The organism is Dokdonella immobilis (assembly GCF_900115085.1).
GTDB classification, from domain to species: domain Bacteria; phylum Pseudomonadota; class Gammaproteobacteria; order Xanthomonadales; family Rhodanobacteraceae; genus Dokdonella; species Dokdonella immobilis.
Genome location: NZ_FOVF01000004.1, coordinates 33,448 through 57,793 on the forward strand (window position 1 = coordinate 33,448; position 24,346 = coordinate 57,793).

18 protein-coding genes are annotated in these 24,346 nt (G+C 63.4%); 6 read left to right on the forward strand and 12 right to left on the reverse strand.

Going from position 1 to position 24,346, the window contains the following annotated elements:
• Positions 1-333 precede the first annotated feature (333 nt).
• Together BM125_RS04265 and BM125_RS04270 are read right to left on the reverse strand one after the other, a co-directional pair.
• Positions 334-1,272, reverse strand: coding sequence for an OmpA family protein (locus tag BM125_RS04265; protein WP_139224850.1), 939 nt, complete (start codon positions 1,270-1,272; stop codon positions 334-336).
• Positions 1,273-1,298: 26 nt separating this feature from the next.
• Complete coding sequence (locus BM125_RS04270) at positions 1,299-1,691, reverse strand: DUF4398 domain-containing protein (RefSeq protein WP_092405256.1); 393 nt, start codon at positions 1,689-1,691, stop codon at positions 1,299-1,301.
• Between the two features lie 103 nt (positions 1,692-1,794).
• Here BM125_RS04270 and BM125_RS04275 point away from each other — a divergent pair, with 103 nt between their 5' ends.
• Both BM125_RS04275 and BM125_RS04280 read left to right on the forward strand, forming a co-directional pair.
• Complete coding sequence (locus BM125_RS04275) at positions 1,795-2,898, forward strand: PilT/PilU family type 4a pilus ATPase (RefSeq protein WP_092405258.1); 1,104 nt, start codon at positions 1,795-1,797, stop codon at positions 2,896-2,898.
• Positions 2,899-3,127: 229 nt separating this feature from the next.
• A complete protein-coding gene (locus BM125_RS04280) occupies positions 3,128-3,799 on the forward strand; it encodes a Fe2+-dependent dioxygenase (RefSeq protein WP_175497906.1) in 672 nt (223 codons plus the stop codon).
• Positions 3,800-3,901: 102 nt separating this feature from the next.
• Here the strand turns inward: BM125_RS04280 and BM125_RS04285 are convergent, their stop codons facing one another.
• The 7 genes from BM125_RS04285 to hslO all read right to left on the reverse strand — a co-directional run bounded on the left by BM125_RS04285 (position 3,902) and on the right by hslO (position 15,431).
• On the reverse strand, positions 3,902-4,972 hold the full coding sequence (locus tag BM125_RS04285) for a hypothetical protein (protein WP_092405262.1): 1,071 nt from the start codon (positions 4,970-4,972) through the stop codon (positions 3,902-3,904).
• Between the two features lie 28 nt (positions 4,973-5,000).
• A complete protein-coding gene (locus BM125_RS04290) occupies positions 5,001-5,618 on the reverse strand; it encodes a 2OG-Fe(II) oxygenase (protein ID WP_092405264.1) in 618 nt (205 codons plus the stop codon).
• 13 nt (positions 5,619-5,631) lie between these two features.
• Positions 5,632-7,455 carry a tetratricopeptide repeat-containing sulfotransferase family protein gene (locus BM125_RS04295; RefSeq protein WP_092405266.1) on the reverse strand — a complete coding sequence of 608 codons (1,824 nt, stop codon included), beginning with the start codon at positions 7,453-7,455 and terminating at the stop codon, positions 5,632-5,634.
• Positions 7,456-7,545: 90 nt separating this feature from the next.
• Complete coding sequence (locus BM125_RS04300; RefSeq protein ID WP_175497907.1) at positions 7,546-9,375, reverse strand: tetratricopeptide repeat-containing sulfotransferase family protein; 1,830 nt, start codon at positions 9,373-9,375, stop codon at positions 7,546-7,548.
• A gap of 300 nt (positions 9,376-9,675) precedes the next feature.
• The gene (locus tag BM125_RS04305; protein ID WP_245778785.1) at positions 9,676-12,747 is read right to left on the reverse strand and encodes a TonB-dependent receptor plug domain-containing protein; all 3,072 of its coding nucleotides are present in this window, start codon (positions 12,745-12,747) and stop codon (positions 9,676-9,678) included.
• A gap of 466 nt (positions 12,748-13,213) precedes the next feature.
• Positions 13,214-14,254 carry a hypothetical protein gene (locus BM125_RS04310; protein WP_092405272.1) on the reverse strand — a complete coding sequence of 347 codons (1,041 nt, stop codon included), beginning with the start codon at positions 14,252-14,254 and terminating at the stop codon, positions 13,214-13,216.
• Between the two features lie 286 nt (positions 14,255-14,540).
• Entirely contained in the window at positions 14,541-15,431 is an 891-nt protein-coding gene (gene hslO, locus BM125_RS04315) for an Hsp33 family molecular chaperone HslO (RefSeq protein ID WP_092405576.1), read from the reverse strand.
• A 331-nt stretch (positions 15,432-15,762) separates the two neighbouring features.
• Here hslO and BM125_RS04320 point away from each other — a divergent pair, with 331 nt between their 5' ends.
• From BM125_RS04320 to BM125_RS04335, 4 genes are all read left to right on the forward strand, one after another.
• Positions 15,763-19,317: a S8 family serine peptidase gene (locus BM125_RS04320; RefSeq protein ID WP_092405274.1), complete on the forward strand. Its 3,555-nt coding sequence runs from the start codon at positions 15,763-15,765 to the stop codon at positions 19,315-19,317.
• Positions 19,318-19,413: 96 nt separating this feature from the next.
• On the forward strand, positions 19,414-20,124 hold the full coding sequence (gene mtgA, locus BM125_RS04325; RefSeq protein WP_092405276.1) for a monofunctional biosynthetic peptidoglycan transglycosylase: 711 nt from the start codon (positions 19,414-19,416) through the stop codon (positions 20,122-20,124).
• A gap of 103 nt (positions 20,125-20,227) precedes the next feature.
• Positions 20,228-20,656, forward strand: a complete 429-nt coding sequence (locus BM125_RS04330; RefSeq protein WP_092405278.1) for a CBS domain-containing protein — start codon at positions 20,228-20,230, stop codon at positions 20,654-20,656.
• Between the two features lie 5 nt (positions 20,657-20,661).
• Entirely contained in the window at positions 20,662-21,087 is a 426-nt protein-coding gene (locus BM125_RS04335) for a VOC family protein (RefSeq protein WP_092405280.1), read from the forward strand.
• A gap of 103 nt (positions 21,088-21,190) precedes the next feature.
• Here the strand turns inward: BM125_RS04335 and maiA are convergent, their stop codons facing one another.
• The 3 genes from maiA to hmgA form a co-directional block, all read right to left on the reverse strand.
• A complete protein-coding gene (gene maiA / locus BM125_RS04340; protein ID WP_092405282.1) occupies positions 21,191-21,862 on the reverse strand; it encodes a maleylacetoacetate isomerase in 672 nt (223 codons plus the stop codon).
• A 68-nt stretch (positions 21,863-21,930) separates the two neighbouring features.
• On the reverse strand, positions 21,931-22,920 hold the full coding sequence (locus BM125_RS04345) for a fumarylacetoacetate hydrolase family protein (protein WP_092405284.1): 990 nt from the start codon (positions 22,918-22,920) through the stop codon (positions 21,931-21,933).
• A gap of 25 nt (positions 22,921-22,945) precedes the next feature.
• Complete coding sequence (hmgA, locus tag BM125_RS04350) at positions 22,946-24,253, reverse strand: homogentisate 1,2-dioxygenase (RefSeq protein WP_092405286.1); 1,308 nt, start codon at positions 24,251-24,253, stop codon at positions 22,946-22,948.
• Positions 24,254-24,346: the final 93 nt, after the last annotated feature.

Consider the following 24,346-nt stretch of genomic DNA (forward strand, 5'->3'; position numbering starts at 1 on the left):
GTGGGCGTCGCGTCATGGGTTGCAGGGACGATGGAACAGACACGCTATGGCCTGAAGTCAGGCCGCCTGAGCCTTTGGGTCCAGCACTCGGGTCGCGATTGCCAGCTTGCGACACGGGCGGGCGCCACTGCCAGGCACTCGACCGTGCGTGTCGGACCTGTTGAGCCGACGGCGCTGGGTGAACGGTCTTCTGTGCTGAACTCATGGGCTAGGCATATCCCATGCGGGTTCCAGAGAAACACCGGGTCGCATGGGATTTAGAAACTACTCCTTTGCCGGAGCCTTGGCAACCGCTTTCAGGCACAGTTTCAGCAATCGCTGAAAAATCTTAACTTATTGTTTATCCTGAAGAATTACATCAACCCGGCGATTCCTGGCGCGCCCTTCGGCAGTATCATTGGGAGCCACGGGCCGCTCCGCTCCGAGGCCCACCACGGTCATCCGGGCCGGGTCTATGCCGGCAGCGACCAGGGCATCGCGGACCGCCTCGGCGCGCCGCTGGGAGAGCACCTGGTTGGCGTTGGCGCTACCCGTGGAATCGGTATGTCCCTCGATGCGGATCTGCTTGTCGGGTTCCTGACGCACGAATTCGACCAGCTTGGCCAGCGGCTCCTTCGCTTCCGGCAGCAGTTTCGACTGTCCGGAGGCAAAAGCGACGTCGTCGAGGGTCATCTGCATGCCCTGAGCGCCCCGTGTTGCACGCAGGTTGTTCAGGCGCGCGCGCAGGGCATCGGCGGCGGCGCCGGCCAGCTCGGCTTCCTTGCGCGCGAGGGCAGCCTCCTGGGCCTGCGCATCGGCCAGGCGCCGAGCCTGCTCGGCCTCCTCGCGCGCCGCAGCGGTTTGCTGCTCGCCCTGCAGGCGCGCTTCCTCGGCGGCGCGTTCGGCTTCCTCGGCACGGATCTGCGCCAGCAGACGCTGCTGGTCGAGTTCGCGCCGGGCCTGCTCGGCCTCCTTGCGCGCGGCGGCCAGTTGCAGCCGGCTGTGTTCCTGCCTCAGATTGGCCAGCTGGTTCTCGAAGTCCGCGACCTGGGCCGTTGCCCAGGCGATGTCGACGCGTCGCTCGGCCAGGTACAGCAGATGCGCACGCTTCTTGCCGCGGCCGCTTTCCTTCAGCACATCGAGGGCCGCTTGGGCCCGGGCGATCTCGGCGGCCGCATAGGTACCGAGTTTCGCGTCCGACGCGAGCTGGGCCAGGCTGCGCGACAGGCGCTCGTGATCGACATCGAGACTGGCGGCAGGAGCAGACCCGCTGGCCAGGACGGTCAGTGCCATGAACATGGCCAACAACCCCGAGCGCATCATGGCGCACCGCCATCAGTGGGCTCGGTTGAACCGATTACACGCGAGATTTCGGCATTCTCCTGCTTCAGCGTATCCACCGATTCGCGCAACTTGCCGAGACGGGCCTTGATCGCCGCCAATTCGCTGTTGACCGAGGATTCCTCGGCGAGGTTGGCGGCCAGCGTGTAGTCGCGATCGACCATGGCGGCCCGGGCCTGGTCGAGACGTTCCTCGGCAAAACGCAGTTCCATGGGGGCGTAGGTCGGCGCGCCGGCGCTGCGGGCGCTGGAAAGGCGCTGCTGTGCGCCTCCGAGCAGATCCGGCGGTGGCTTGGTCGGACCGCAGGCGGCCAGCAGCAAGGCCATTGAAACGACGAATGGAGCATGGATTTTCGTACCGCTTGGTGTCATAAGTGTTCTCTGCGCCCGGGGCTTTCTCCTATTGTGGGAAGGCCGCCTGGCATTCGCAATGATCTTGGCGGATACAGAGTGACGTTCCAGGGGGATTGATCAGATGGATATCGGGTATTTCCTCAAACTGATGACCGAAAAGGGTGCGTCGGACATGTTCCTGACGACCGGCGCCCCGGTGAACATCAAGGTCGAGGGCAAGCTGTATCCACTCGGCAACACCGGACTGCCCGGCGGCATGGTGAAGAAGATCGCCTACTCGCTGATGGACGAGGGCCAGGTTCCGCAGTTCGAGAAGAACCTTGAGCTGAACATGGCGATCGCCGTGAAGGATGCCGGCCGCTTCCGCATCAACGTCTTCAAGCAGCGCGGCGAAGTCGGCATGGTCATCCGCGCGATCAAGAGCGAGATCCCGACCATCGAGCAATTGCGCCTGCCACAGTTGTTCAAGGACCTGATCATGGAGCCGCGCGGCCTGATCCTCGTGGTCGGCGCAACCGGCTCGGGCAAGTCGACCACGCTGGCGGCGATGATCGATCATCGCAACAGCAACACCTCGGGCCATATCCTGACCGTCGAGGATCCGATCGAGTACCTGTACCGGCACAAGAAGTCAGTGGTCAACCAGCGCGAGGTCGGCCTCGATACGCACAGCTATCACGAGGCCCTGAAGAACGCGATGCGCGAGGCGCCGGATGTCATCCTGATCGGCGAAATCCGGGACGCGGAGACCATGGAAGCGGCGATTTCATTCTCGGAAACGGGTCACCTGTGCCTGGCCACCCTGCACTCGAACAACGCCGACCAGACCCTCGAACGCATCCTCAACTTCTTCCCGGAATCCGCGCACCGCAACATCCTGATGAACCTGGCGCTGAACCTGCGCTCGGTCATTTCCCAGCGTCTGGTCATGGGCAAGGACGGACGGCGCCTGCCGGCGGTCGAGGTGCTGCTGAACACGCCGCTGATCCGCGACATGATCCGGCGCGGGCAGATCCATGAAATGAAGGAAGCCATGGACCGCAGCCTGCAGGAAGGCATGTGCACGTTCGATCAGGCCCTGTACGCCTTGTACAAGGATGGCCGCATCGAACTCGAAGAGGCCCTGGCCAAGGCCGATTCGCGCGATGGCCTGGCCCTCAAGATCCGCCTCGCCGAGGGCGGCGAATCGCCGATGGACGAAGGCTTCGAAGACGCCCATTTCTAGTCGCTGGGCGACTTCGACAATGCCTGCGGCATTGCGTCGATCCTTCGATTGGCTCTCGGGCTGTCGAAGGGTGAACGCCAACTTCCCGGCAGTCGTTCGCCCTCAGCGTATCGAAGGTTGAACTCGCTCCCAACCGTTACAGATGCTGGCACGGACCGATGGAACCGTTTCAACGCTGCGATCGCGCAATGCGATAATGTCGGCCTCACTTCGACCGGACCGATCCTCGATGATTCACCACCTGCGCAACGTCCTCAAGCCCGATGAACTCGCGCGATTGCGCGCCATCGCGGAAAGTAGCCAATTTGTCGATGGCAGGATCAGCAACCCCAACCATCCGACCAAGCGCAACCAGCAGATCCCGCAGAACGATCCTTCCGCGGTCGAGCCAGGCAGGGTGCTTCGCGATGCCCTGTTCCGGCACGCTGAACTGCGCAATGCCGCGCATGCCCGAAGCATGGCTAATCCGACGATCTCCCGCTACGAGCCCGGCATGAGTTACGGCTGGCACATGGACGAAGCGCTGTTTCCGTCACAGCCGTCAATGCGTTCGGATGTGTCCTGCACGGTCTTCCTGAGTGACCCTCAGGACTACGACGGCGGAGAACTCATGATTACGCTGGGCCAGCACGTCTTGCCGATCAAGCTGCCGGCGGGCGACGCCGTGCTCTACCCTTCTACGACGATCCACCAGGTCGCGCCGATCACACGCGGCGTTCGCCTTGTCGGCATCACCTGGATCCAGAGTTACATTCCGGATGTCGCGCAGCGCGAATTGCTGCAGCAGGTTGAAGAAGCGCGGGCAATCGAAATGGCGCGTGGTGACAAAGCGGAAATGCGCATGCTTCTGTTACTCGGCTCGCTGCGCAACAACCTGTTCAGGATGTGGTCGGACGTCTGATCCTTCTGCCCAGACGGGATCCGCCCGATGCACACTCCGATGCGAGTGCACCGCGACGCCGATCGCATCGGCCCGCGGAGCGCTCGCGGGGGCCATCGTGTCTCAGTGCAGCAGGGCTCGCAGGGATTCGCAGCGTGAATGGGTGGCGAGCAGGCTCTCGGCCCAGCGCATGCCTCCCGCGATCTCGCGGCCGAACTTGCGTCGCGAAAGATTGATGTCGTGTGCCCGGTCTGCCGGCGAATAGGCATGGCCCGGGCTCTTGGCATAGGCGCGCATCACCGGTGACTGCATCAGGGCCGCGTTGTCGATCGGCGTCGAGTCGAGACCGAGGTGCGTTCTGACAGCGTCGAGATGCGCGGCGGGGTTCTCCAGCAGCTCCTCGAAATCGAGCAGCAGGATGCGCCGTCCGGCTACCGTGGCCGTTTCGATCTGCCGAAACCGCAAGAGCTCGGCTACCCAGCTCATAGCCACGGTTTCTGCGGCATCGAGGTGATGCAGGCGAATCGAATCGTCGGCCAGCGCATGGTGCAGGTATTGCAGTCGCGCCGGCGCCCCACTGAGAATATCGAGTCCACCGCCGGGAGCCTTCATCAGGGTGGCCAGGTAGCTTTCGAGCGGCAGGTACATCAACACGATTCGAACTTGGTCGTCCAGCGTCAGCAGCGGTTCGACCAGGTTGTTGCAGCTGCTCGTGGCCTTGATGACGATTTGCTGGCCTGCGGAAAACGGACGCCCGAGCAGGGCCAGGCTGTCGGCGAACAGGCTTCGCCAACGCTCGCGCGCAAGCCGTGCCACCGGCGTATCGAGTTCGCGCTCCGCGGCCGCCAGTTCCCGCAGCACCATCGGCTCGCGCAAGCCGAGGACGCCGGGATCCTGATCGAGCAGGCGGCTGAGCAGGGTCGAACCGCAGTGACCGATATGGAATATGCACCCCGCTGTCGCCGTCGGCTGCCCGATCGCCGAGGCGAGTTCGCTGAGTCCCTGCAACGGCACCCAGAGTCCTTCGCGCCCCTGCAGGCCCAGTCGTTCGTCGAGAAACGACGCGGCACGCAGATCGGACTGCGAAATCCGGACGAAGAGCGCACGACGCTGGAGCAGGTCCATCTGCTGCAGGAAGCTACCGGCATCGATCGCCATGGCTCTCGCGACGGCAGGCTCGAGGGCCGAGTTCATTGCGGCGTTGCCCGGTAGGCCAGGAGGTTCATGCCTCGGGCCGCGTGACGGCGGAATCGACGACCGGATTCCTGGCGAACAGCAGGTAGGTCGACAGGATGTATTTGTCGTTCGACCGCGGCGGCATGCCCGCATGTTGGTACATCCAGTACGGCGGGAACATCAGCAGGCGACCGGCACGGGCCTGTACGTTGAGGTCGAGATCGGTAAAGCGCGTTTCCCCGCCCTCTTGCACATCGTTGAGGTACCAGAGGAACACGAGATAGCGATGGCAGCGATCGAAGATCGCGTCGAAGTGCGGTTGAAAGCCTTCCTCGCCTCCGGCCGCGTAGCGCTTGATGATCAGATCGGCGGTCAGGTTGGATCCCGGTATGGGCAATCCGACACCGATGTCCACGTTGTAGCGGGCCAGATAGTGGTCGATCTGACTCATGAAAAATGCCTTCATGCCGGCGTCGGCGTATCGGCTCACGTTCAGCTCGGTCCACTTGCTGTCATCAAGTCCGGCGCGAACGCCGCGACCGTTGACTTCCTGGGCATCGCGCATCTGCTCGAAGCCCTTGACGAGGCCCTCGCAAAACTCCCGCGGCAATGCATCGTCATACCATCGGACGTAGTGGCGCAGAAGGTCGAGAGGCTTTTCCATGGGCGCAATCCGGTCAGGCCGCGTAACCCCAATGATCCATGATCGGAGCGAGCACTGGCAATGCGGGCTCAAGGTAGCTGCGGTAGCGTTTCCAACGGCCTACGGCATCGGCATTGAGACCCTGCACGACCTGGGCGTAGCTCGGAGTTCCGATGAAGCCGCGCGCGCGCGCATGCGTGCTGAAGTCGAGCATCGACGTGGAGTCCTCGATGCCAAGGAAGTCTGCGATCCTGCGCAAGTGGGCTTCGGCATCCGCGATAAGGTCCTCGTGCCGGCTGACCAGCAGCCTGCCCGGATACAGCTGCGAATCTCGGATCCAGCGCTGTCCCAGCCGCAGATAGAGGTCGGCGAGACGTTCGATGCTTGCGCATTCCGCCGCCAGGCGTGGATCACGGAAATTCTGCATGTAACTGCTCAGAAGCGAGTCACACGGGTGTCGCACGCAAAAAATCAGCGGCGCCTCGGGAAATATTCGCCGGATCAACGGCAAGGCAAGGAAATTCAACGGGTGCTTGTCGATCAAGCGGACGCCGTCGGAACGCTGGACTGTCTTCGCCGCTTCCTGCCAGTAGATGTCCCGCAGCGTCGCGCACTGGCCTGCGCCCAACTGGGCCAGAGCGGCCGGATAGTCCAAGCCCTGCTGGCGCAAGTGCTCGAGCATGCGTTGAACCATCGGCCGTTCGTCGGCCGACATGAACGCCGGGTGCGCCGACAGCATTTGCTCGAGCAGAGTTGTGCCGGATCGCGGAAAGCCAACGACGAAAACTGGCGACTCTCTCTCTTCGGGCGCACCGGCGCAGGCCTGGACGGACTCCGGGTCGCTTTCGAATTTCGGATCGAGCAAACTCAGCAGGCCGGTCCCTTCGAGGCGCGACTTCTCCTCGGAAGCATGCTCGACGATGACATCCGCATGCGCCTGTTTCAGCGCATCCATGGCCGCTGCCGGGTCATCCAGCCGGTCGCAAACCTTGGCCAGGCCGAAATACAGATTCTGCTTGTAGCGAGGCGGTGCTTCAAGCTGCAATGCAGACTCGTAGTGATGCCTTGCAATTGCGAGCTCGCCATTTCGCGCTGCGATCAAGGCCAGGGCATGCAGGGTCTCCATCTTGGCCTGCAGATCGACCATGCCTGTCGGATCGCTCATTCTCGCGGTGAGCTCGGCCGCTTCCTTCACTAGATTCAGGCGCTCGCGGGCAAGTACGCGTCGGGCCAGCGCGCGCATGCGCACTTTGGAATCCTGGAACTCGGTGGAGAGGATCGCTTCACCCGATCGGGTGTCGCCGAGCTGGAAGAGCAACCAGCCGAGCTCGAGCATCGCCTCCTCGCTGGATCCCGTGCTCCACTGGGGCCAGCCATGGACCAATTGCAACGCCGAATCGTCGTCGGCGCAAGCATGGCAGGCCACGGCGGCCCAGATGCGCATGCCGGGTTCCGCGCCGTGCATGACGCTGGCGGCGCAGAGCTGATCGCGCGCTTGCGCGAACTCACCGAGATTCAGGTGCAGCAAGCCGAGATTGGCACGCAGGCGCGGACTGTCCTGGTGAAGCGCCAGTGCCCGCTGGTAGGCCTCGCCGGCCGAATTGAAGTCACCGAGCAGTCGCTGCACGTTGCCGAGATTGTTCCAGTGCTGCCACGTGCCCGGATGGTCGCGGGTCAGGCCGAGCAGGAGATTGCGCGCGGTTCGCATGTCGCCAGCGTTCTGCTCGCCGAGCGCGAGCATCGACAAGGCGCCCTCGTCGTTCGGAAAGGACTGGACGAGAGTGCGCGACATGCTGAGGGCGTCGGCATGGCGACCGGCTTTCATGGCAGCCACGATGTTGTCGATCAGCTCTTGCACATTGAGTCCCTATTGAGTGTAGAGGGGCATGAGCAGTGGCTTGCGCGGATGTCCCAAGGCGTGATTTGAGTGGATCCGAGCCCGGTGGCCTCAGGCCTCGTAGTTCCACTGTTTCATGAAGGGTTCGAGCGTCGGCAATACCGGCTCGAGGTGTTGGCGATAGCGCTGCCAGCGCCCAACCGCCTTCTTATTGAGCGGTTCGACGACCTGCGAATAGCTGGGAGTGCTGATGAACCCCTTGGCGCGTGCGCGCTCCTGGAATTTCTCGAGCGCGGCGGCGTCGGTCAGACCGAGATGCTCGGAGATGCGTCTGGTCTGGGCGGCGACATCATCAAGCAGGTCTTCGTAGCGCAAGTCGAGAATCGCAGGGCTGAACACCCTGGCATGATGGTTCCAGAAATTCATCGCGTTGGAATAGCCGCGGGCCAGTCGCTGCAGCGAGGAACACAGGACCTGGTACTCCGGCGCGCGGAAGCTCTGCATGTAGTTACTTAGGATGACGTCGCAGGGGTGGCGCAGGGCCAGCACGATCCGAGCGTTCGGAAAGATGCGGTGGATGATCGGCAAGCGCAGGATATTCAGCGGGTTCTTGTCGACCAGTCGCTCGCCGGTCTCCAGCTGCACGACGTCCTTCACGCACTCCCAATAGACGCCTCGGAGTTGTTCGAGTTCACCCGGCTCCAGCCGGTCCAAGTCGTCGGGGTACAGCTTGCCGTCGACCCCCTGCATGCGCTTGATGACGTTTTGCAGGAAAGCGCGTTCATCCATCGAGCGCACGCCCGGATGCGCATCGAGCATCTGTTCGAGCAGGGTCGTACCCGAGCGTGGAAATCCGACGATGAAGATGGGTGAGGCGTGCGAATCCGGCGCTCCGGGATCTGCTTTCCAGCGCCCGAAACCTTCGGCGTCGACCTTGTACTCGGTAATGCTGAGCGGGTTCGAATCCGGCTCCATGAGCCTCGGCACGAGTCGCGCTGCCTGCTTCATCTGCAGCGAATGCGCCTTTTCGAGAGCTTGCATGGCGCCGGTCGTGTCCTTGGCCGAATCGCAGGCCTTGGCTAGGGAAAACCATTGCGGCGCCTTGGTTATGTCGTCGGAATTGGTCTTCAGCGAAGCTCGGTAGAAGCCAATGGCATCGTCGAATTTTCCGCGACGGACGGCCAACGTCCCGCGAACGCTCAACTCCTCGTCCTTGTCCAGTTCGCTGAGTTGCGCGCCCTCCAACATCGATTCGGCTTCATCGAGCCGGTTCAGGCGTTCGAGCAAGCCTGCCAGGCGAAGGCGCACGAGTTGAGCGGCTTCAGGGCGCTCGATGGCCGAACGCAGTCGGCGTTCTGCTTCTTCGGAACGTGCCAGTTGCATCAGCAAGGTGGCCAGATCCGACTCGAGCACGGGGCCGAGATAGGGCCATTTTTCGCAATCAGCGACGAGGCGCTCGGCCCCCTGGGTGTCGGAACATTCATGGCAGGCAAGTCCGCCGTAGATGCGCGGTTCGGGCAGACTCGGATCAAGCTGGGTTGCCAGCAGCATTATGTCGCGTGTATCAACTGCATCGCCCTGCTGCCAGCGCAACGTGCCGAGATTGGCCAGCGTCGACGCATTGGACGCATCGATCGACAACGCTGCGCGGTAGGCCTGTTCGGCACCGGCCAGGTCACCAATTTCACGCAGGGCGGTGCCGAGGTTGTTGTGATGGGTCGCCTCGGTCGGTTCGAGCGCAATCAGCTGCCGATACAGCTCGGCGACTTCGGCATTTCGATCGAGCATGCTGAGGGCTATGGCCAGCAGAACCATGGACTGGGTGTCGCCCATGTCAATGGACAGGCGCGCCCGTGAGAGACGTTCGACCTTCAGGGCATCGCCGGATTTCAGCGCGGCAACGATCTCGGGTATCGAACTGGCGGCCGATAGTGCGCTCATTTGATTTCTCTGCATCTATTGCGCGTCGCTGCCCGCGGCGTGCTGCCGGGAGGGCGTCGATGGCGCCGGATCGCGTCGCTCGAGTTGTCGATTCGAATGCGCCGCGGGTTGTAGTCAGCCGGCGACGTTAGCACGAATCGCCACCCTACCAAAGCGCCTGGTGGCGGCGGCCCGCCGTTCCAACTCGAAGGCGCAGGGATCGGCCGCGGCTTGGCCCCTACTCGGAAGTAAGCAGATTTCGGGCAAAAAAAAGCCGCGCGGCGAGTGGCCGCGCGGCGAGATGTCACGTGAAACGGTGTATCAGAACTTCACAGTTGCGCGTGCCCAGTAGTAGCGGCCAACGGTGTCGTAGGTACGGACATCGGTGTTCGCATTGGTCACGTTGTTCTGGAAGTAGATCGGCGGCTTCTTGTCGAACGCATTGTCGATACCGATCTGGAACTGCGTATTGATCGGCTCAGCAGTGTAGCCGAACTGGAAGTTGTGATACGTCTGTGCGCCGAAGTTGCGCGCAACGCCCGGGATGCCGCCGTCGATCGACAGACCCTGAGACAGATCTTCGCTGCCAACTCGGGTGTTGCCGATGTAACGGACCCGCCAACCGGCTTCAAACGGACCCATGGCCCAATCAAGACTGCCAAGGGCGCGAACGCGCGGGAAGTTTCCGAACTGGGCGGTGTACAGACCCGCGTTGGAGATACGCGGCACGTTCGCGTCACCCGGAACCGGCGTGTTGTCGAACTCGTCAATGTAGGTGCCGTTGAAACCAACCGTGAAGCGACCGATGCTGCGACCGAACATGTCGAACTCGGGGATCCGGTAGCTGACACCGAAGTCATAGCCCGACGTGTCCAGGCGACCGAGGTTTACGACCGGCTCCAGGATCTGGTTGATATCGCCATTTGCAAAGCGCGAGATGAACGGGCAGAACGGGCTGTTTGCATCCTGGTAGCAGAGGTTCAGCACATTCTGGGCATTGATCAAGGTGATCGTGTCGTTCAGGTAGATGCGGTAAGCATCGAGGCTGAGTGACAGGCCCTCGATCCAGCTCGGATCATAGACCACGCCGAAGTCGAAGCTCTTGCCGCTTTCCGGAGCGAGCGAGAAGCCCGCCGCGACGGCACCGGACTGGATACCGTTGACCTGGCCATTCGGCTGAGGCGGGATACCCGTCGCAGGAATGTCGGTAGCACCGGTCGAGGGTCCGCAGGCATTGATGCCCTGCTGCTGACCCGGCAGATAGCCATTGCAAGGATCCTGGGCGGTCGGGGCGTCGCTGTTGGCGCCGGCGAAGAGCTCGCTGATGCTCGGCGCACGGAACACTTCGGAGACCGTTCCACGCAGGAGCAGATCCTCGATTGGACGCCATTCGACGGCCAGCTTCGAGTTGGTGGTGTTGCCGGCCAGGTTGAACTTTGAATAGCGCGTGCCGATGTCGATGTTCAAGCTATGCGCGAATGGCATGTCCTTGAGCACCGGGATGAAGATTTCGGCGAAGGCTTCCTTGGTGGTCAGGTTGCCGCTCAGCTCAGACGTGCAGGCCGTGCCGAGATCGCAGGTGCCCGTGGTCGGATTCAGGATGATGGTGGAATCGGCCTTGTTGCGCTGGTAGTCCTTGCGGTGCAGGACACCCACCGCGAGGCTGACCGGCCCGGCAGGCAGATCGAACAACTCGCCATTGACGTTCGCCGTGAACTCACGCGACGTCAACAAGACGTTCTGGAACGGAGCCGACTGTGCCGCGAGGAACTGCTGAACGGAGGCCGGATTGTCCTGCTCGAAAATGTTGAGCGGTGTGCACCCGTCAATCACGTTTCCGCCGAGGGCATCCACGCAGACCGGAACGCCATTGCGAATCTCGGATGGACCGAGTGCATCGGCAAGCTGGGTGAAGTTGAGGTAACCCGTGGTGTACTGGTCACGAGTGAAATGGCCATAGTTGGCATTCACGTCCCAACGCCAGGATGTGTCGCCGATATTGCCTCGCAGACCACCAATAAACTGGGCCGTCTGGCTATCGAACTGGCTGACGCGCTGACCCACGCCGGTCAGGCGCTCGAGAACATTGTTCGCGGTGCCGAAACCCATATCCTCGCCGAACGGGTTGTAGATGCTGTCACCCGAGATCGTCACACCATTGCCGCGCGCGTCAAACGGATACGGCGCGATCAACGAGGAGGATGAGGTGCGGTTGACGAAGGTCTTGAGGTACGCCTCGACGCTATCGGTCAACTTGTAGTTGGCCAACGCGAACACGTTGGTGCGCTCCTGCGGAACCAGGATCACGTTGAGCGGCTGGTAGTTGTAGGAGTCGCTGCCGTCAGTTCTGAAGCAACGGTAGTTGTCGAGCGAAGTTCCGCTGGTACCTTCGATACGCGTAACGGATCCGCAGCCAAACTCCGCAGCAAGACCAGCGGGCAAGGTGATGCGGCCGGTCGGGGTGCGGCTGGAGCCGCCCGCGAACGAGGAACCGTAATACAGATAGAGCGCCTGGGACGAGAAGTCGCGCTTGCCGGCGTCGATTGCGTCGGCCTTGTTGTAGCCGATACCGGCAACGACGCTGCCACGATCGGTCGACTGACCGAAGGTGAACTGGGCGCCCTTGCGCTCGCCATCGTCCCTATCGGAGATGCCGTAATCGAACGAGAACTCTGCGCCCTGGTAGTCCTTGCGCATGATGAAGTTGACGACGCCCGCGATTGCATCCGAACCGTAAATGGAGGACGCGCCGTCAAGCAGGACTTCAATACGCTCGACCACGTTGGCCGGAATCGCGTTGATGTCGTTGTTGATGATGCGCTGACCGTCGATCAGGATCAGGGTGCGGTTTGATCCAAGGCCACGCAGCGAAACCGAAGCCGCGCCGGTGCCGCCACCGTTGTTGACCTGCGGGTTTGTCGCGTTACCAGCGATCGACGGCAGTTCCTGGACCAGGTCGCCGACCGTGAGCTTGCCGCTCTTCTGGATGGCGGCGCGGTCAATCGTGATGACCGGGTTGGACGTTTCGATGTCGACGCGGCGGATCGCAGATCCGGTCACGACGATCGTGTCGAGCCGCTCGCCGGTGTCTTCGTTCTGGGCAAAGGCTGCGGTGGCGCTCAGTCCGACTACTGCCGTCGTACCCGCATACAAAGCGAGTCGAACGGCTTTCAGAAGCTCATTGTTCGTTAATCTCATTACGCTCTCCAACGTTTTTAGAGTGGTGTCACTGGTGACGCGGATTCGGGACAAGACGCAGATCGGGAATGTTTGGAGTCCTTTCCCTGCTACACAAATAGCCGAAATCAGCCCAGGGGGCCGACGGCAGTGACGGGATACTAACAACATTCTCACGCTATGGGAATCCCCGATCGCGCTCTTAACAACAGCCAAAACTGGATCAGAAAATCCATTCTATTCAATGGCTTACAGGGATGGCCGGAAAGAGGCGTCCGAGCCCGGCCGAAGCAGGTACGAAAGCCACGGTCGATGTGGTCATCACCAACGAAATCGACGTGGGGAATGGCGCGCGCGGGCGGGGGGCTGAGCAGGAGTGGCGTCTTTGCCAGGACAGTCGAACGCCCCAAGCACAGCATGTCAAGGTGACGGCACCTTCCGATTAAGCCCATCCGGATCGGAACGGGGCCCCTTTTCGACACCCCCGCTCCGAGGATATCTGCGCGTTCCAGTATGCCCGGCCGCAGGCAGCGGCGTGTGCCTCGGCTCCTAACGGACAAATGGGTGCAGGAGGGCGGAAATGCAGGACTCCAGCCTCGACAGCCTGTTTGCCTGCTCCGGCGCGCGGCGATACGCAAGGACCCTGGCGCCATGAGGGCCGCGCTGCGTGACCGGACCTGGGTTAGAGATCCTGGCGATACTGCACGTAGGGAACCCGCGCCTGGGCGGTGTCCTTTTCACCCGCGGAAGAAGATTCGAGCGGCGCCGACCAGAGGTTCTGGGCGCCGACCGTCAACTCGCCACGCCACGGCGTACGCCAGGAAACACCGAGGTCGAGCCCGCCCCAGCGGCGCGTGCCGATGACGCCGGGGTCCTCGAGGCTGCTGATGCGCCCGACGATGCTGCCGCGCAAGGAGCCGCTGGCGAGGCCGAGGCCCAGTGACGCCTGGTTCAGATCGAGACTCGGGCCGGGCAAACCGTACCAGACCGGCGCAAGTTCGGCCCGCGTCAGGGCCGCGGTGAGGTCGAGAATGGGTCCATGGCCGAGCTGCCAGATTCCACGGGCGCTGAGTCGGCGTCCGCTGGCAAGGCTATACGGCATGCCTTCTGAGCCATCGACCAGAGTCAGGTCGATGGGACTGCCGGGGAGCGCGCCGTCGGCGAGCACGGGCAGGTCCGAGCGCCGTCCATCGAGCCATGAAAGTCCAAACGACAGATCGAGGCCGGATGCGAATGGCGCACTCCAACCGAGGCCGATCGCCGCATTCGCAATGCCCTCGGCAGGCTGCGGTCCGAGGCCAGCCGCGCAACCCGCACAGGCCCCGTCGATGTGATAGGGAAGGCGCGAGCCAAATTCGCTACCAACGGTCAGATCGGCGCGCAAGCCCTCGCCGAGACGCAGTCGAAGGCCGGCCGAAAACAGATCGGTCGCATCGACGATGCGAAGGTCGGACACCCCTCCAAAGGTCGGCGACGGCGGCAATGTCGGCGCGCCACTGGCGCGCGAGAGCGCAACGATGGCGAGCAGGCGGCCATCGGGACTGGCCCACAGCGGCACGACCTGATTGCCACTTCCGGCCGGACCATTGCCGACTTCGACCGACAACAGGCGATCGAACAACGGACGCTCGGCCTCTGCCAGCGTCGCTGGCGCAGCGCGCTGTGCCACCGCCGCAAGCGGGAGCAGGACAGTCAGCAAAACTGTGGCGAAACGCAGCAACATCGGCAAACCCGTCGGTACAGTGCAATGGACTTCCGCCAGCCGTCCTAGTTCCCGGCGATCAAGCCGGTGGCCCGGTATAGCCACGACGTCCACAGCTGAAAGGATAGCGCTCTTTACGGAAAATAAACAGTCAAGCGCGTCTCATGTTTGTCGCACAAGCGACTGAATTCAGTCGCTTTAGCCGCCGCGGCGGCGGGGACCCAAGCTGGCCTCGCCGGCGGAGGCCGATGGCGACCCGGGCCGGAGTGACGCGATCGGCGGCATTTCGCGACCCCGATATCCGCCACTACTGCGTCGACATGCTTCCCGGCGCGCTCGGATTGCTCGCGAATACGGCGGCGAGGTCGACGCGATCCACGTCGTAGGTCCGGTTGCAGAATTCACAGGTGATGCGCGCGTTTCCATGCGCATCGAGCGCCGCGGTCGCCTCCGCCCTGCCCAGGGCTCGAATCATCCCGAGCACGCGCTCACGCGAACAGCTGCATTGGAAGCGCAACGGACGCTGCGGCTGAAGCACGACGCCCTCCTCGTGGAAGAGCCGAAGCAGCAGGGTTTCGACCGGCAATTCGAGCAATTCGCGCTCGCTCAGGGTGGCCAGCAGATGCCCGACCCGGTTCCAGGCGTCCGCATCGGACGACCCGGAATCCTCGTTGGCGTCGGCAATCTTTTGCACCATGATTCCGGCGCAACCGGCGGGGCCCGCAGCGAGCATGATGTGTGTCGGCAATTGCTCGGAGCGTTCGAAATACCCCTCGAAGGCACGTGCGAGGCTATCGGACTCGACCGCCACCAGCCCCTGGTATCGGGTCTCGGTGCGCGAATTCTCGATCGTGATGGCCAGACGCGCCCCGGCATCCCGCAGATCCACCGCTCCGTGCGCGGCCTCTTCGTCCATGCGCGCAATGCCGCGCAGACGTCCGTCGTGCGTGCATTCGGCGAACATCAAGCGCAGGGCACCCGCGTTGCGCAGATGGATCGACAGGCTCCCCTCGAAGCGCAGCGCGCCGGAAAATAGGGCGCTGGCCGTCAGCGACTCGCCGAGCCTTTGCGCTACGGGGTCGGGCAGGCTTGCCTGCGAACGGATCTCCCTCCACGTCTCGTCGAGATGCACGACCGTGCCGCGAACGCCGGCGCGCTGCAGATGGAACGTGGAGAGGGCATCGAAGGAATCGCTCATTGGCTCGACCTTGCCGGGCGGCCCCATCAGGTGCGGTCGATGACACCCGATTCAAGTCACCAGGCAGCCCCCGGGGACGATCCCCCGGCTCCCGATTCGCGCGCGAGCGCCCGGCATCGGCGAGCGAAACGGACCACCGGGACCTCCGCCGTCGAGCGGAGTCGACCTCCTGCCCGATTCTCTGGCACGGTCCGGGCGGCTGGCGCAACATCGGGGGCTGGAGACTGGGTCCTCGTGCCGTACACCTTGGCACCGTTTTTCAGGGAAGGCGTCAACCGGCCCGTCATGCCACGCATCGTTTGTAAATCGACAGCAATTCCTGGGGATCCTGATGAACTCGAAATATCTTGCGCGCACCGTGTTGACCGCTTCGATCACGCTTGCACTGGGCAACCTGCAGGCTGCTCCCAATCACCCGAACCTGGTTTCTCCCCAGGCTGTTTCGCCAGAACAGCTCAGCGACACGCGGGCCTCCAATCCCCAGCTGCTGCTGCTGCGCTCCGGACTCATCGACCCGACCGTTTCGCGTGTGGACTATTCCGCGACGGGCGCGGCAAGCGACTCCGCCTCGGGACGCTACGCGATCGTCCAGTTCCATGATCACCCGGCCAGCGCTCGCGCGCGGCTCGAAAAGCGCGGCGTGACTTTCCTCGGCTATGTGCCCAACAACGCCTACCAGGTCCGCCTCGAGGGCAATTCGCTGCGCGAACTCGAAAAGGACGCCGCGGTGCGCTGGGTGGGCGTCTACCAGCCGGGCCAGAAGCTCGACCCCGCGCTCTGGGTCGACGCGCGCTCGAATCTCAAGCTGGCTCCGGACGGAGGCATCGAACTGGACGTATTCGGATTCCCGGGTGAGTCCGCCGCCCGGATCGGCGGCGCGCTGGCAAAGCACGCCGGCGTATCGGTGATCTCCCGCGTCGAGAGCGACTCGTTGCCTTACATCCGCGTGCGCGTCGAGGAGACTGCGCTCGACCGGATCGTCCGCGCTGCGACCGCCGAAGACAGCGTGGCCTGGGTCTCCCCACATATCCAGGAATACGTGAACAATGCAGCCGGCATCGGCACCATCCAGGGCAATTCCACGACGACCGGAACCGCGGGCTCGGGCGGCGTCGAAGCCGGACGTGAGCCGCTCTGGGACCATGGACTGTTCGGAACGGGTCAGATCATCAGCATCTCCGACTCCGGCCTGGATGCCAATGAGGCCTGGTTCACGACGCTCAACAAGGGCAGCGGCGACCACACCGAAATCACGAACTCCGATACCCCGGTGCCGCCAGCGCTGGGCGCCACGCATCCCGACAACAAGATCTACGCCTACTGGGTGCAGCCGGGCGCAACGGCCTATGACAACAATACGGCGTGCCCGGGCGGATCGCCGACCAGCTACCACGGCACCCACACCAGTGGAACCATTGCCGGCGATGCCGGTGGCAGCGTCGGCGCAACCAACTACACCGCGTCGACGCCCACGTCCTCGGGTCATGAGTTGGCCGACGGCATGGCGCCAAACGCGCAGCTTCTGTTCCAGGATATCGGCAATGACACGTCGGGCTGCCTGTCGATCACCGACCTCGGCGGCACGCTGCACCAGGCCCACGATGCCGGCGCCGGCATCCATAGCGCGAGCTGGGGCAGCTCAAGCGCCGGCGCCTACAGCGGCAGCGATCGTGTCGTCGACAATTCGCTCTCGATGATCGAAGACCTGATCTTCGTCGTCTCGGCGGGCAATGACGGCAGCGGAGCGACGACCACCGGCTCGCCGGGCAACGCCAAGAACGCGATCACGGTCGGCGCGCTCGGGCACGCGGGCAGTCGCTTGGTTGCCGGATTCTCGAGTCGAGGACCGACCCTCGATGGCCGCATCAAACCCGACATCATGGCACCGGGCTCGAGCACCATTTCCGCCTCCGGCGATGCCAGTACTACTGCAACCATCGAGTTGGCCGTCTCGAAATCGTTGTCGGGCACGTCGATGGCTGCACCGACGATCGCCGGCAATGCCGGATTGGTTCGTCAGTACTTCATGGACGGATTCTATCCGCGTGGCGCGAAGACCGCGGCAGACACCTACACCCCGAGCGGCATGGCCCTGAAGGCGGTTCTGCTGAACGGCACGAATCCCGTTCTCGGCAGCAACACGACGCCGACCGACCAGTTCTTCACCGGCAACTACGGTTGGGGACGGGGCTGGACCGACTCGAACCTGTGGTTCTCGACCACGCCGAGCGCGTTCGGAGACGACAATCGCCGCCTGCGCATTTTCGAGCGCACCAATATCGCCGGGCTGGCGACCGGGGATGTCCAGGAATACACGATCGCCAACGTCCAGGCCGGCCAGGAACTGCGTGCCACGCTGACCTGGTACGACCCCGAGGCGACCGGCGGTGCCGCACTCAGCCTGGTCAACAATCTCGATCTCGAGGTCGAAGGACCTGGCGCGACGCTCTACCGGGGCAATGTCTTCAGTTCGGGCGTTTCGATTCCCGGAGGTAGCGCCGACATTCGCAACACGGTCGAACAGGTTCGTCTCACGGCGCCGGCAGCGGGAACCTACACGTTCCGGGTCCGCGGCACGGCCGTGCCCGGCGGCAGCCGGCCGAACACCAATCGCCAGGGCTATGCGCTGGCCGTGTCCGGATCGTTCGGTCTTCCGGACACCGCTCCATTGGCAGCGCCGACCGGCCTCAGCGTGTCTGCGACAGCGGGCGGCGCCTCGATCGCATTCACCGCGCCTGGCGGCGCCCAGGGCTTCCAGCTCTATCGAGCCGCCGGAACCTGTGCCTCGGCCGCGGCGGGAGATTTCCGCCTGGTCGGCACGAGTGCTGCGAGTCCGATCCTGGACTCGTCCAGCGAGGGTGGTTTCAGCTACGCCTACAAGATCCGTGGCGTCAGCAATGACGTCGAGGGTGATGTTTCGGCCTGCGTCGAGACCGCATTCAGTGGAGCCTGCAACCTGCAACCCGCCTTCGATGGCGGCAGCGTGGTCGGAGGCGCTTCGCTGAATTCAACCTGCAAGATCCCGCTGACCTGGTCGGCCGCAACGTCGAATTGCCCGGCATCGCCGACCGTGACCTATTCGGTGCAGCGCTCGAGCGATCCATACTTCTCCTCGCCGACCACCATCGCGACCAACGTGGCGACCGCGGGCTACGAGGACTTCGACGTTCTCCCGGATGCGCCTTACTACTACAAGGTGGTCGCAACCGACGGCGAAGGCAATTCGGCCCCGATCAGCCAGACCGTCGGTGGCACGGCGATCGGGCCGGCCGGTATCGACGGCAACAACTATCTGGACGACGGCGATACCCATGTCTACGTCAATCTGGAGTCGCCGTGGCAGGTGACCAATACGGCGGCGACGGCAGGCACGCTGAGTTATCACGGCGGTGCCGACGGAGCCACCTACCCGGCCAGCACCTGCGCGGCAATGACGACCCCGCCCATCGTCGTGCAGGCGGGCGCCACGCTCGGCTTCAAGATGAAGTACAACATCGAAACCGGCTGGGACGCCCTGCTCCTCGAGGTATCGACGAATGGCGGAGCCACCTGGACGGACTTGCCGCCCAACGGCGGTTATCCGGCATCCGGCACGATCACCAATGCAGGCAATGCCTGTGGTTACCCGGTCGGCAAGGCCGCGTTTGCCGGTTCGACATCGGCGACGCCGAGCGACGACTCCGCACCTGCTTCGTTCCAGGATTTCTCGGCGAGTCTGGCCGCTTTCGCCGGGCAGACGATCCAGCTGCGCTGGCGGTTCTCCTCGGACGGCGGTTATGAGGTGGGTGGTGCCTACGTCGATGAGATCCGCCTGCTCGGAGGCGATACCATCTTCAGCGACGGGTTTGAGCCCTCAGCTTCGCCGTTCACCTGCACCCCGCTCTGACCTGAAGGCCAACCTGGGTTCGATTCAAACGGGCGCCGGAATGGCGCCCGTTTTTTTGCTGCCAGTGGCTTCGCCCGGGATGGCACAATCAAGCCCATGCGTGCTCGCCGATCATTTTTCCATCGCCTCCTTCGCTGGACCGCGGGGCTGGTCCTTGGCTGGATTGCGTTGACTCTCCTGATGGTGGCCACGCTCCGCTTCGTGCCACCGCTGAGCTCGGCCGTCATGCTGGGCCGGCAACTCGATGCGCGGCTTGATGGCCAGAAGGATTTCCGGCTTCGCTATCACTGGACGCCGATTTCGAAGGTGTCGGCCAACCTGCCGATCGCGCTGGTGGCGGCCGAGGACCAGAAATTCCCGAGCCACCACGGCTTCGACGTCGATGCGATCCAGGACGCACTGGCCGACGCCGACGACGGCGCACGCTTGCGCGGGGCCAGCACGATCAGCCAGCAGGTAGCGAAGAACCTGTTCCTGTGGAATGGGCGCAGTTTCGTGCGCAAGGGGCTCGAAGCCTACTTCACCGTGCTGATCGAACTGCTCTGGCCGAAGCAGCGGATCATCGAGGTCTACCTCAACATCGCCGAATTCGGTGATGGCACCTATGGCGCCGCCGCCGCGAGTGAGCGATTCTTCCGAGTCGCCCCTGCACAACTGAATTCGCACCAGGCCGCCCTGCTCGCCGCCGTACTGCCGAGTCCGCGAAAACTGCACGTGGACAGGCCCTCGCCCTACGTGCAGCGCCGGGCCGACTGGATCGAACGCCAGGTCCGCCAGCTCGGCGGCTCCGCCTACCTGGGATTGTGAACGCATGGTCCCCTCGCGCCTCGACTACGCGATCGGGCGCCGTCGGCGCTAGACTGGGACACCCGGGATGATCGGGCGGATTGCGGACCCATGGGAGGCAGCCATGCTTCAAGCGAGACATCTACTTGCAGAAAAAGGTCACGAGGTCTATTCCATCGGCCCGGATTCGCCCGTGCTTGCGGCACTGACCCTGATGGCGGAACGTTCGGTCGGCGCGCTTCTGGTGATGGATGGAGAAAGTCTGGTCGGCATCGTCTCGGAACGCGACTATGCCCGCAACATCGTGCTCAAGGGCCGCTCCTCGGCGACCACTGCGGTCAATGAAATCATGACCCGGGAGATGATCACGGTGGGACCCGACGAAACCGTCGAGCAGTGCATGCGTCTTTGCACCAACCGGCGCGTCAGGCACTTGCCCGTGGTCGAGGACGGCAAGACCGTTGGCGTGCTCTCGATCGGCGACCTGGTCAAGGCCGTGATCAGCGAGCAGACCGAACAGATCGAGCAGCTGCAGCGTTATATCGCCGGCTAGGAAACATGAAAGCCCTGCGAGATACGGGCGCCGTCCTCTTCGCCTGCAACCTGTCGAAGGTCGCGGATTTCTATGCGGCAATCGTTCCGATGAGGATCAGTCGCCCGGAACCCGGATTGATCGTGCTCGAGGCCGATGGCTTCGAGTTGATAATCCACGGCATACCGGAGCAGATCGCACAGTCCATCTCGATCGCCTCGCCGCCTGCACGCCGAACGGACACCCCCCTGAAACTGGCGCTTCCGGTCGCGAGCCTCGCCGAGGCGCGTTCAAAGGCATCCGGCCTGGGCGGCGCCCTGGATCCGGTAGACAGGGAATTCGAATGGCGCGGATTTCGTGCCTGCGACGGTCACGATCCGGAAGGCAATGTCGTTCAGTTCCGTGAGCGTCTGGCTGCCACGAGGCGGCCCCTGGGTGTTGCGATTCGATAGGTTGTACATCCGGCTGTGGTGAGGGAAGCTGAGGTCGTCGAGACTTCAGTACCAGCATCAGGGAGCCGGATGAACAACGTATCGAATCGCAACAGCTGGAGGACTAGGCCGGTCGATTCGGTGCGTCGGGCTGATTTTCAGGCCGGGCCAGGTCGAATGCCTGCAGTTCGAGGCATTGCTGCTCGATGCGGACCATGGTCGGGAACGGGGTCAGGTCGACTTCAAAGCGGCGCGCGTTGTAGACCTGCGGCACCATGCAGATGTCGGCCAGGGTCGGCGTGTCGCCATCACAATAAAGGCCGGTCGAGGCATTGTCTTCGAGCATCGCTTCGAAGGCACGGAATCCTTCCACGATCCAGTGCCGGGTCCAGCGATCGCGCTCGACCTGCGGCGAACTGAACTCGCGCTCAAGAAAGCGCATCACGCGCAGATTGTTGAGCGGATGGATGTCGCAGGCGACGACCTGGGCCAGGGCGCGAACCCGGGCCCGTTCACGCGCCGTCGACGGCAGCAGGGCCATGGTTCCGGGATAGGCCTCATCGAGGTACTCGATGATCGCCATGGACTGGCGGAATACGCGCGCGCCATCGAGCAGGGTCGGCACCGTGCCTTGCGGATTCAGTTCGAGATACTCCGCCCGGTGCTGCTCGCCGCCGTTGTTGACGAGATGCACCGGAACGATTTCATAGGGCAGCGACTTCAGATTCAGCGCGATGCGCACGCGATAGGCGGCGCTGGATCGCCAATAGCTGTAAAGCTTGATTGTCTCGGACATCTGCCCTGCTCCCCTGGTCCCCGGCAACGGCCCGTCGACGGTGGCGCCGACAGGCTTCTGGAAGGCCCTCAGGCCGGGGAGTATCGCTCCACGACCTGCTCGATGGCACCGAAGATCGAATGCCCATCCTTGTCCGTGACCTCGATGCGAACGCGATCGCCGAACCTCAGGAACGGCGTGGTTGGCTTGCCATCGCGCAGCGTCTCCACCGTACGCTGCTCGGCCAGACACGAGGCCCCCTTCGCGGTGTCTTCGTTGGCAATCGTACCCGATCCGACCAGGGTACCGGCAGACACCGGCCGGGATTTGGCCACATGGGCAATCAGTTCGGCGAAACTGAACTGCATGTCGACGCCGGCCTCGGCCTCGCCGAACCACTGGCCGTTGATCCAGGTGCGCATCGGCAGGTGCAGTTTGGAATCCCTCCAGGCGTCCCCGAGTTCGTCCCGGGTCACGAACACCGGTGACAGCGCCGAACGCGGCTTCGACTGCAGGAATCCGAAACCCTTCGCCAGCTCGGCCGGGATCAGCGCGCGCAGGGATACGTCGTTGACCAGGCCGATCAGCTGGATATGGTCGGCGGCCTGGGCCGGCGTCACGCCCATCGCGACATCGTCGGTGACCACGACCACTTCGGCCTCGAGGTCGATGCCCCAGTCTTCGCTGGCGGCGAGGATGGGATCGCGGGGAGCAAGAAAACCGGAGCTGGTTGCCTGGTACATCAGCGGATCGGTGTAGAAGCTTTCAGGCACCTCGGCGCCGCGCGCGCGCCGCACGCGCGCGACATGCGGCAGGTAGGCGCTGCCATCGACGAATTCGTATGCACGTGGCAGCGGTGAGGCGAGGCGATCGATGTCAAGATCGAATGCATCGGCTACCTTGCCCGCCTGCAAGCCTTCGTACAATGCATTCAATCGCGGCGCGATGTTGCTCCAGTCCTCGAGCGCGGCCTGCAGGGTCGGCGCAACGCCGGATGCGCGCACGGCGCGGGTCAGATCCCGGTTGACCACGATCAGGGTACCGTCGCGGCCACCTTCCTTGAGACTTGCGAGTTTCATGTCGATTCGGTTTCCTGGGGGTTGGTCAGCGCTGGCTGGGATCGAAGTGTTTGCGCAGGCCCTGCCAGCATTCCAGATAGCCCTGCTGCAACTGCGGCGATTCGAGTGCCTGGCGGGTCGGATGGATAACCGCCCGGGTCTCGAACATGAAGGCCATCGTATCGACGATATGGTCCGGTTGCGAGGTATCGGACCGGCTGGCCTTCTCGAAGCTGGCCGCATCGGGTCCATGCCCGGTCATGCAATTGTGCAGGCTGCCACCGCCCGGTACGAAGCCGCCGGCCTTGGCGTCGTAGGCGCCATGGATCAGGCCCATGTATTCGCTGGCGACATTGCGGTGGAACCAGGGTGGCCGGAAGGTGTCTTCGGCGCAAAGCCAGCGCGGCGGAAAGATGACGAAATCCAGATTCGCGGTACCCGGGGTCTCACTGGCCGAGGTCAGGACCGTGAAGATCGACGGATCCGGATGGTCGTAGCTGATCGACCCGATCGTGTTGAAGCGGCGCAGGTCGTAGCGGTACGGCACGTGGTTGCCATGCCAGGCGACGACATCGAGGGGCGAATGGCCGATGGCCGCGCGCCAGAGCCGCCCCTGGAACTTGGCGATCAGCTCGAACTCGCCCTCGAAATCCTCGTAGCGCGCGACCGGGGTCTCGAAATCGCGCGGATTGGCCAGGCCATTCGAGCCGATCGGACCGAGTTCGGGCAGGCGCAATGCGCTGCCGAAATTCTCGGCGACATAGCCACGCGCATCGCCATCGGGGAGATCGACGCGAAAACGGATGCCGCGCGGAATCACCGCGATCTGCTGCGGCTCGATCTCGAGCACGCCAAGTTCGGTGTGAATGACCAAGCGGCCGAGCTGCGGAACAATCAGCAGTTCGCCGTCGGCGTCGTAGAAGTAGCGTCCCTGCATCGAACGGTTGGCCGCATACAGGTGGATGCCGATGCCCGATTGTGCCGCGGGGCCGCCATTGCCAGCCATCGACACGAGGCCATCAATGAAATCCGTCGGTCTTTCCGGCACCGGCAGCGGGTCCCAGCGCAGCTGGTTGGGATTGGTCGGAACCTCGTCGAACCGGTTGTGCAGGGACGAGTCATCGATCGCAATGAACGGCTTGTGCATCGCCGCGGGACGGATCCGGTACAACCAGCTGCGCCGGTTGTACGAGCGCGGCGCGGTGAATGCCGTGCCCGATATCTGCTCGGCATAGAGCCCGTAGGCGACCCGTTGTGGCGAATTGCGCCCTTCCGGCAGTGCGCCGGCAAGTGCTTCGCTGGCGAATTCGTTGCCGAAGCCGGATTGGTAGGAAGCTGTTTCAGTGATGATCATCGCTTTTGCTCAATAGCCCCTCTCCCGCCGGGAGAGGGGTTTGGGTGAGGGTTCGGACTGGAAAGGTTATGAACAATTGCCTCGAGAACTGCA

Bases quoted from the DNA above. Each gene is read 5' to 3' on its own strand.
- BM125_RS04265 (WP_139224850.1), bottom strand. From the start codon at position 1,272: ATGGCACTGACCGTCCTGGCCAGCGGGTCTGCTCCTGCCGCCAGTCTC.
- BM125_RS04270 (WP_092405256.1), bottom strand. From the start codon at position 1,691: ATGACACCAAGCGGTACGAAAATCCATGCTCCATTCGTCGTTTCAATG.
- BM125_RS04275 (WP_092405258.1), top strand. From the start codon at position 1,795: ATGGATATCGGGTATTTCCTCAAACTGATGACCGAAAAGGGTGCGTCG.
- BM125_RS04280 (WP_175497906.1), top strand. From the start codon at position 3,128: ATGATTCACCACCTGCGCAACGTCCTCAAGCCCGATGAACTCGCGCGA.
- BM125_RS04285 (WP_092405262.1), bottom strand. From the start codon at position 4,972: ATGAACTCGGCCCTCGAGCCTGCCGTCGCGAGAGCCATGGCGATCGAT.
- BM125_RS04290 (WP_092405264.1), bottom strand. From the start codon at position 5,618: ATGGAAAAGCCTCTCGACCTTCTGCGCCACTACGTCCGATGGTATGAC.
- BM125_RS04300 (WP_175497907.1), bottom strand. From the start codon at position 9,375: ATGAGCGCACTATCGGCCGCCAGTTCGATACCCGAGATCGTTGCCGCG.
- BM125_RS04310 (WP_092405272.1), bottom strand. From the start codon at position 14,254: ATGTTGCTGCGTTTCGCCACAGTTTTGCTGACTGTCCTGCTCCCGCTT.
- hslO (WP_092405576.1), bottom strand. From the start codon at position 15,431: ATGAGCGATTCCTTCGATGCCCTCTCCACGTTCCATCTGCAGCGCGCC.
- BM125_RS04320 (WP_092405274.1), top strand. From the start codon at position 15,763: ATGAACTCGAAATATCTTGCGCGCACCGTGTTGACCGCTTCGATCACG.
- mtgA (WP_092405276.1), top strand. From the start codon at position 19,414: ATGCGTGCTCGCCGATCATTTTTCCATCGCCTCCTTCGCTGGACCGCG.
- BM125_RS04330 (WP_092405278.1), top strand. From the start codon at position 20,228: ATGCTTCAAGCGAGACATCTACTTGCAGAAAAAGGTCACGAGGTCTAT.
- BM125_RS04335 (WP_092405280.1), top strand. From the start codon at position 20,662: ATGAAAGCCCTGCGAGATACGGGCGCCGTCCTCTTCGCCTGCAACCTG.
- maiA (WP_092405282.1), bottom strand. From the start codon at position 21,862: ATGTCCGAGACAATCAAGCTTTACAGCTATTGGCGATCCAGCGCCGCC.
- BM125_RS04345 (WP_092405284.1), bottom strand. From the start codon at position 22,920: ATGAAACTCGCAAGTCTCAAGGAAGGTGGCCGCGACGGTACCCTGATC.
- hmgA (WP_092405286.1), bottom strand. From the start codon at position 24,253: ATGATCATCACTGAAACAGCTTCCTACCAATCCGGCTTCGGCAACGAA.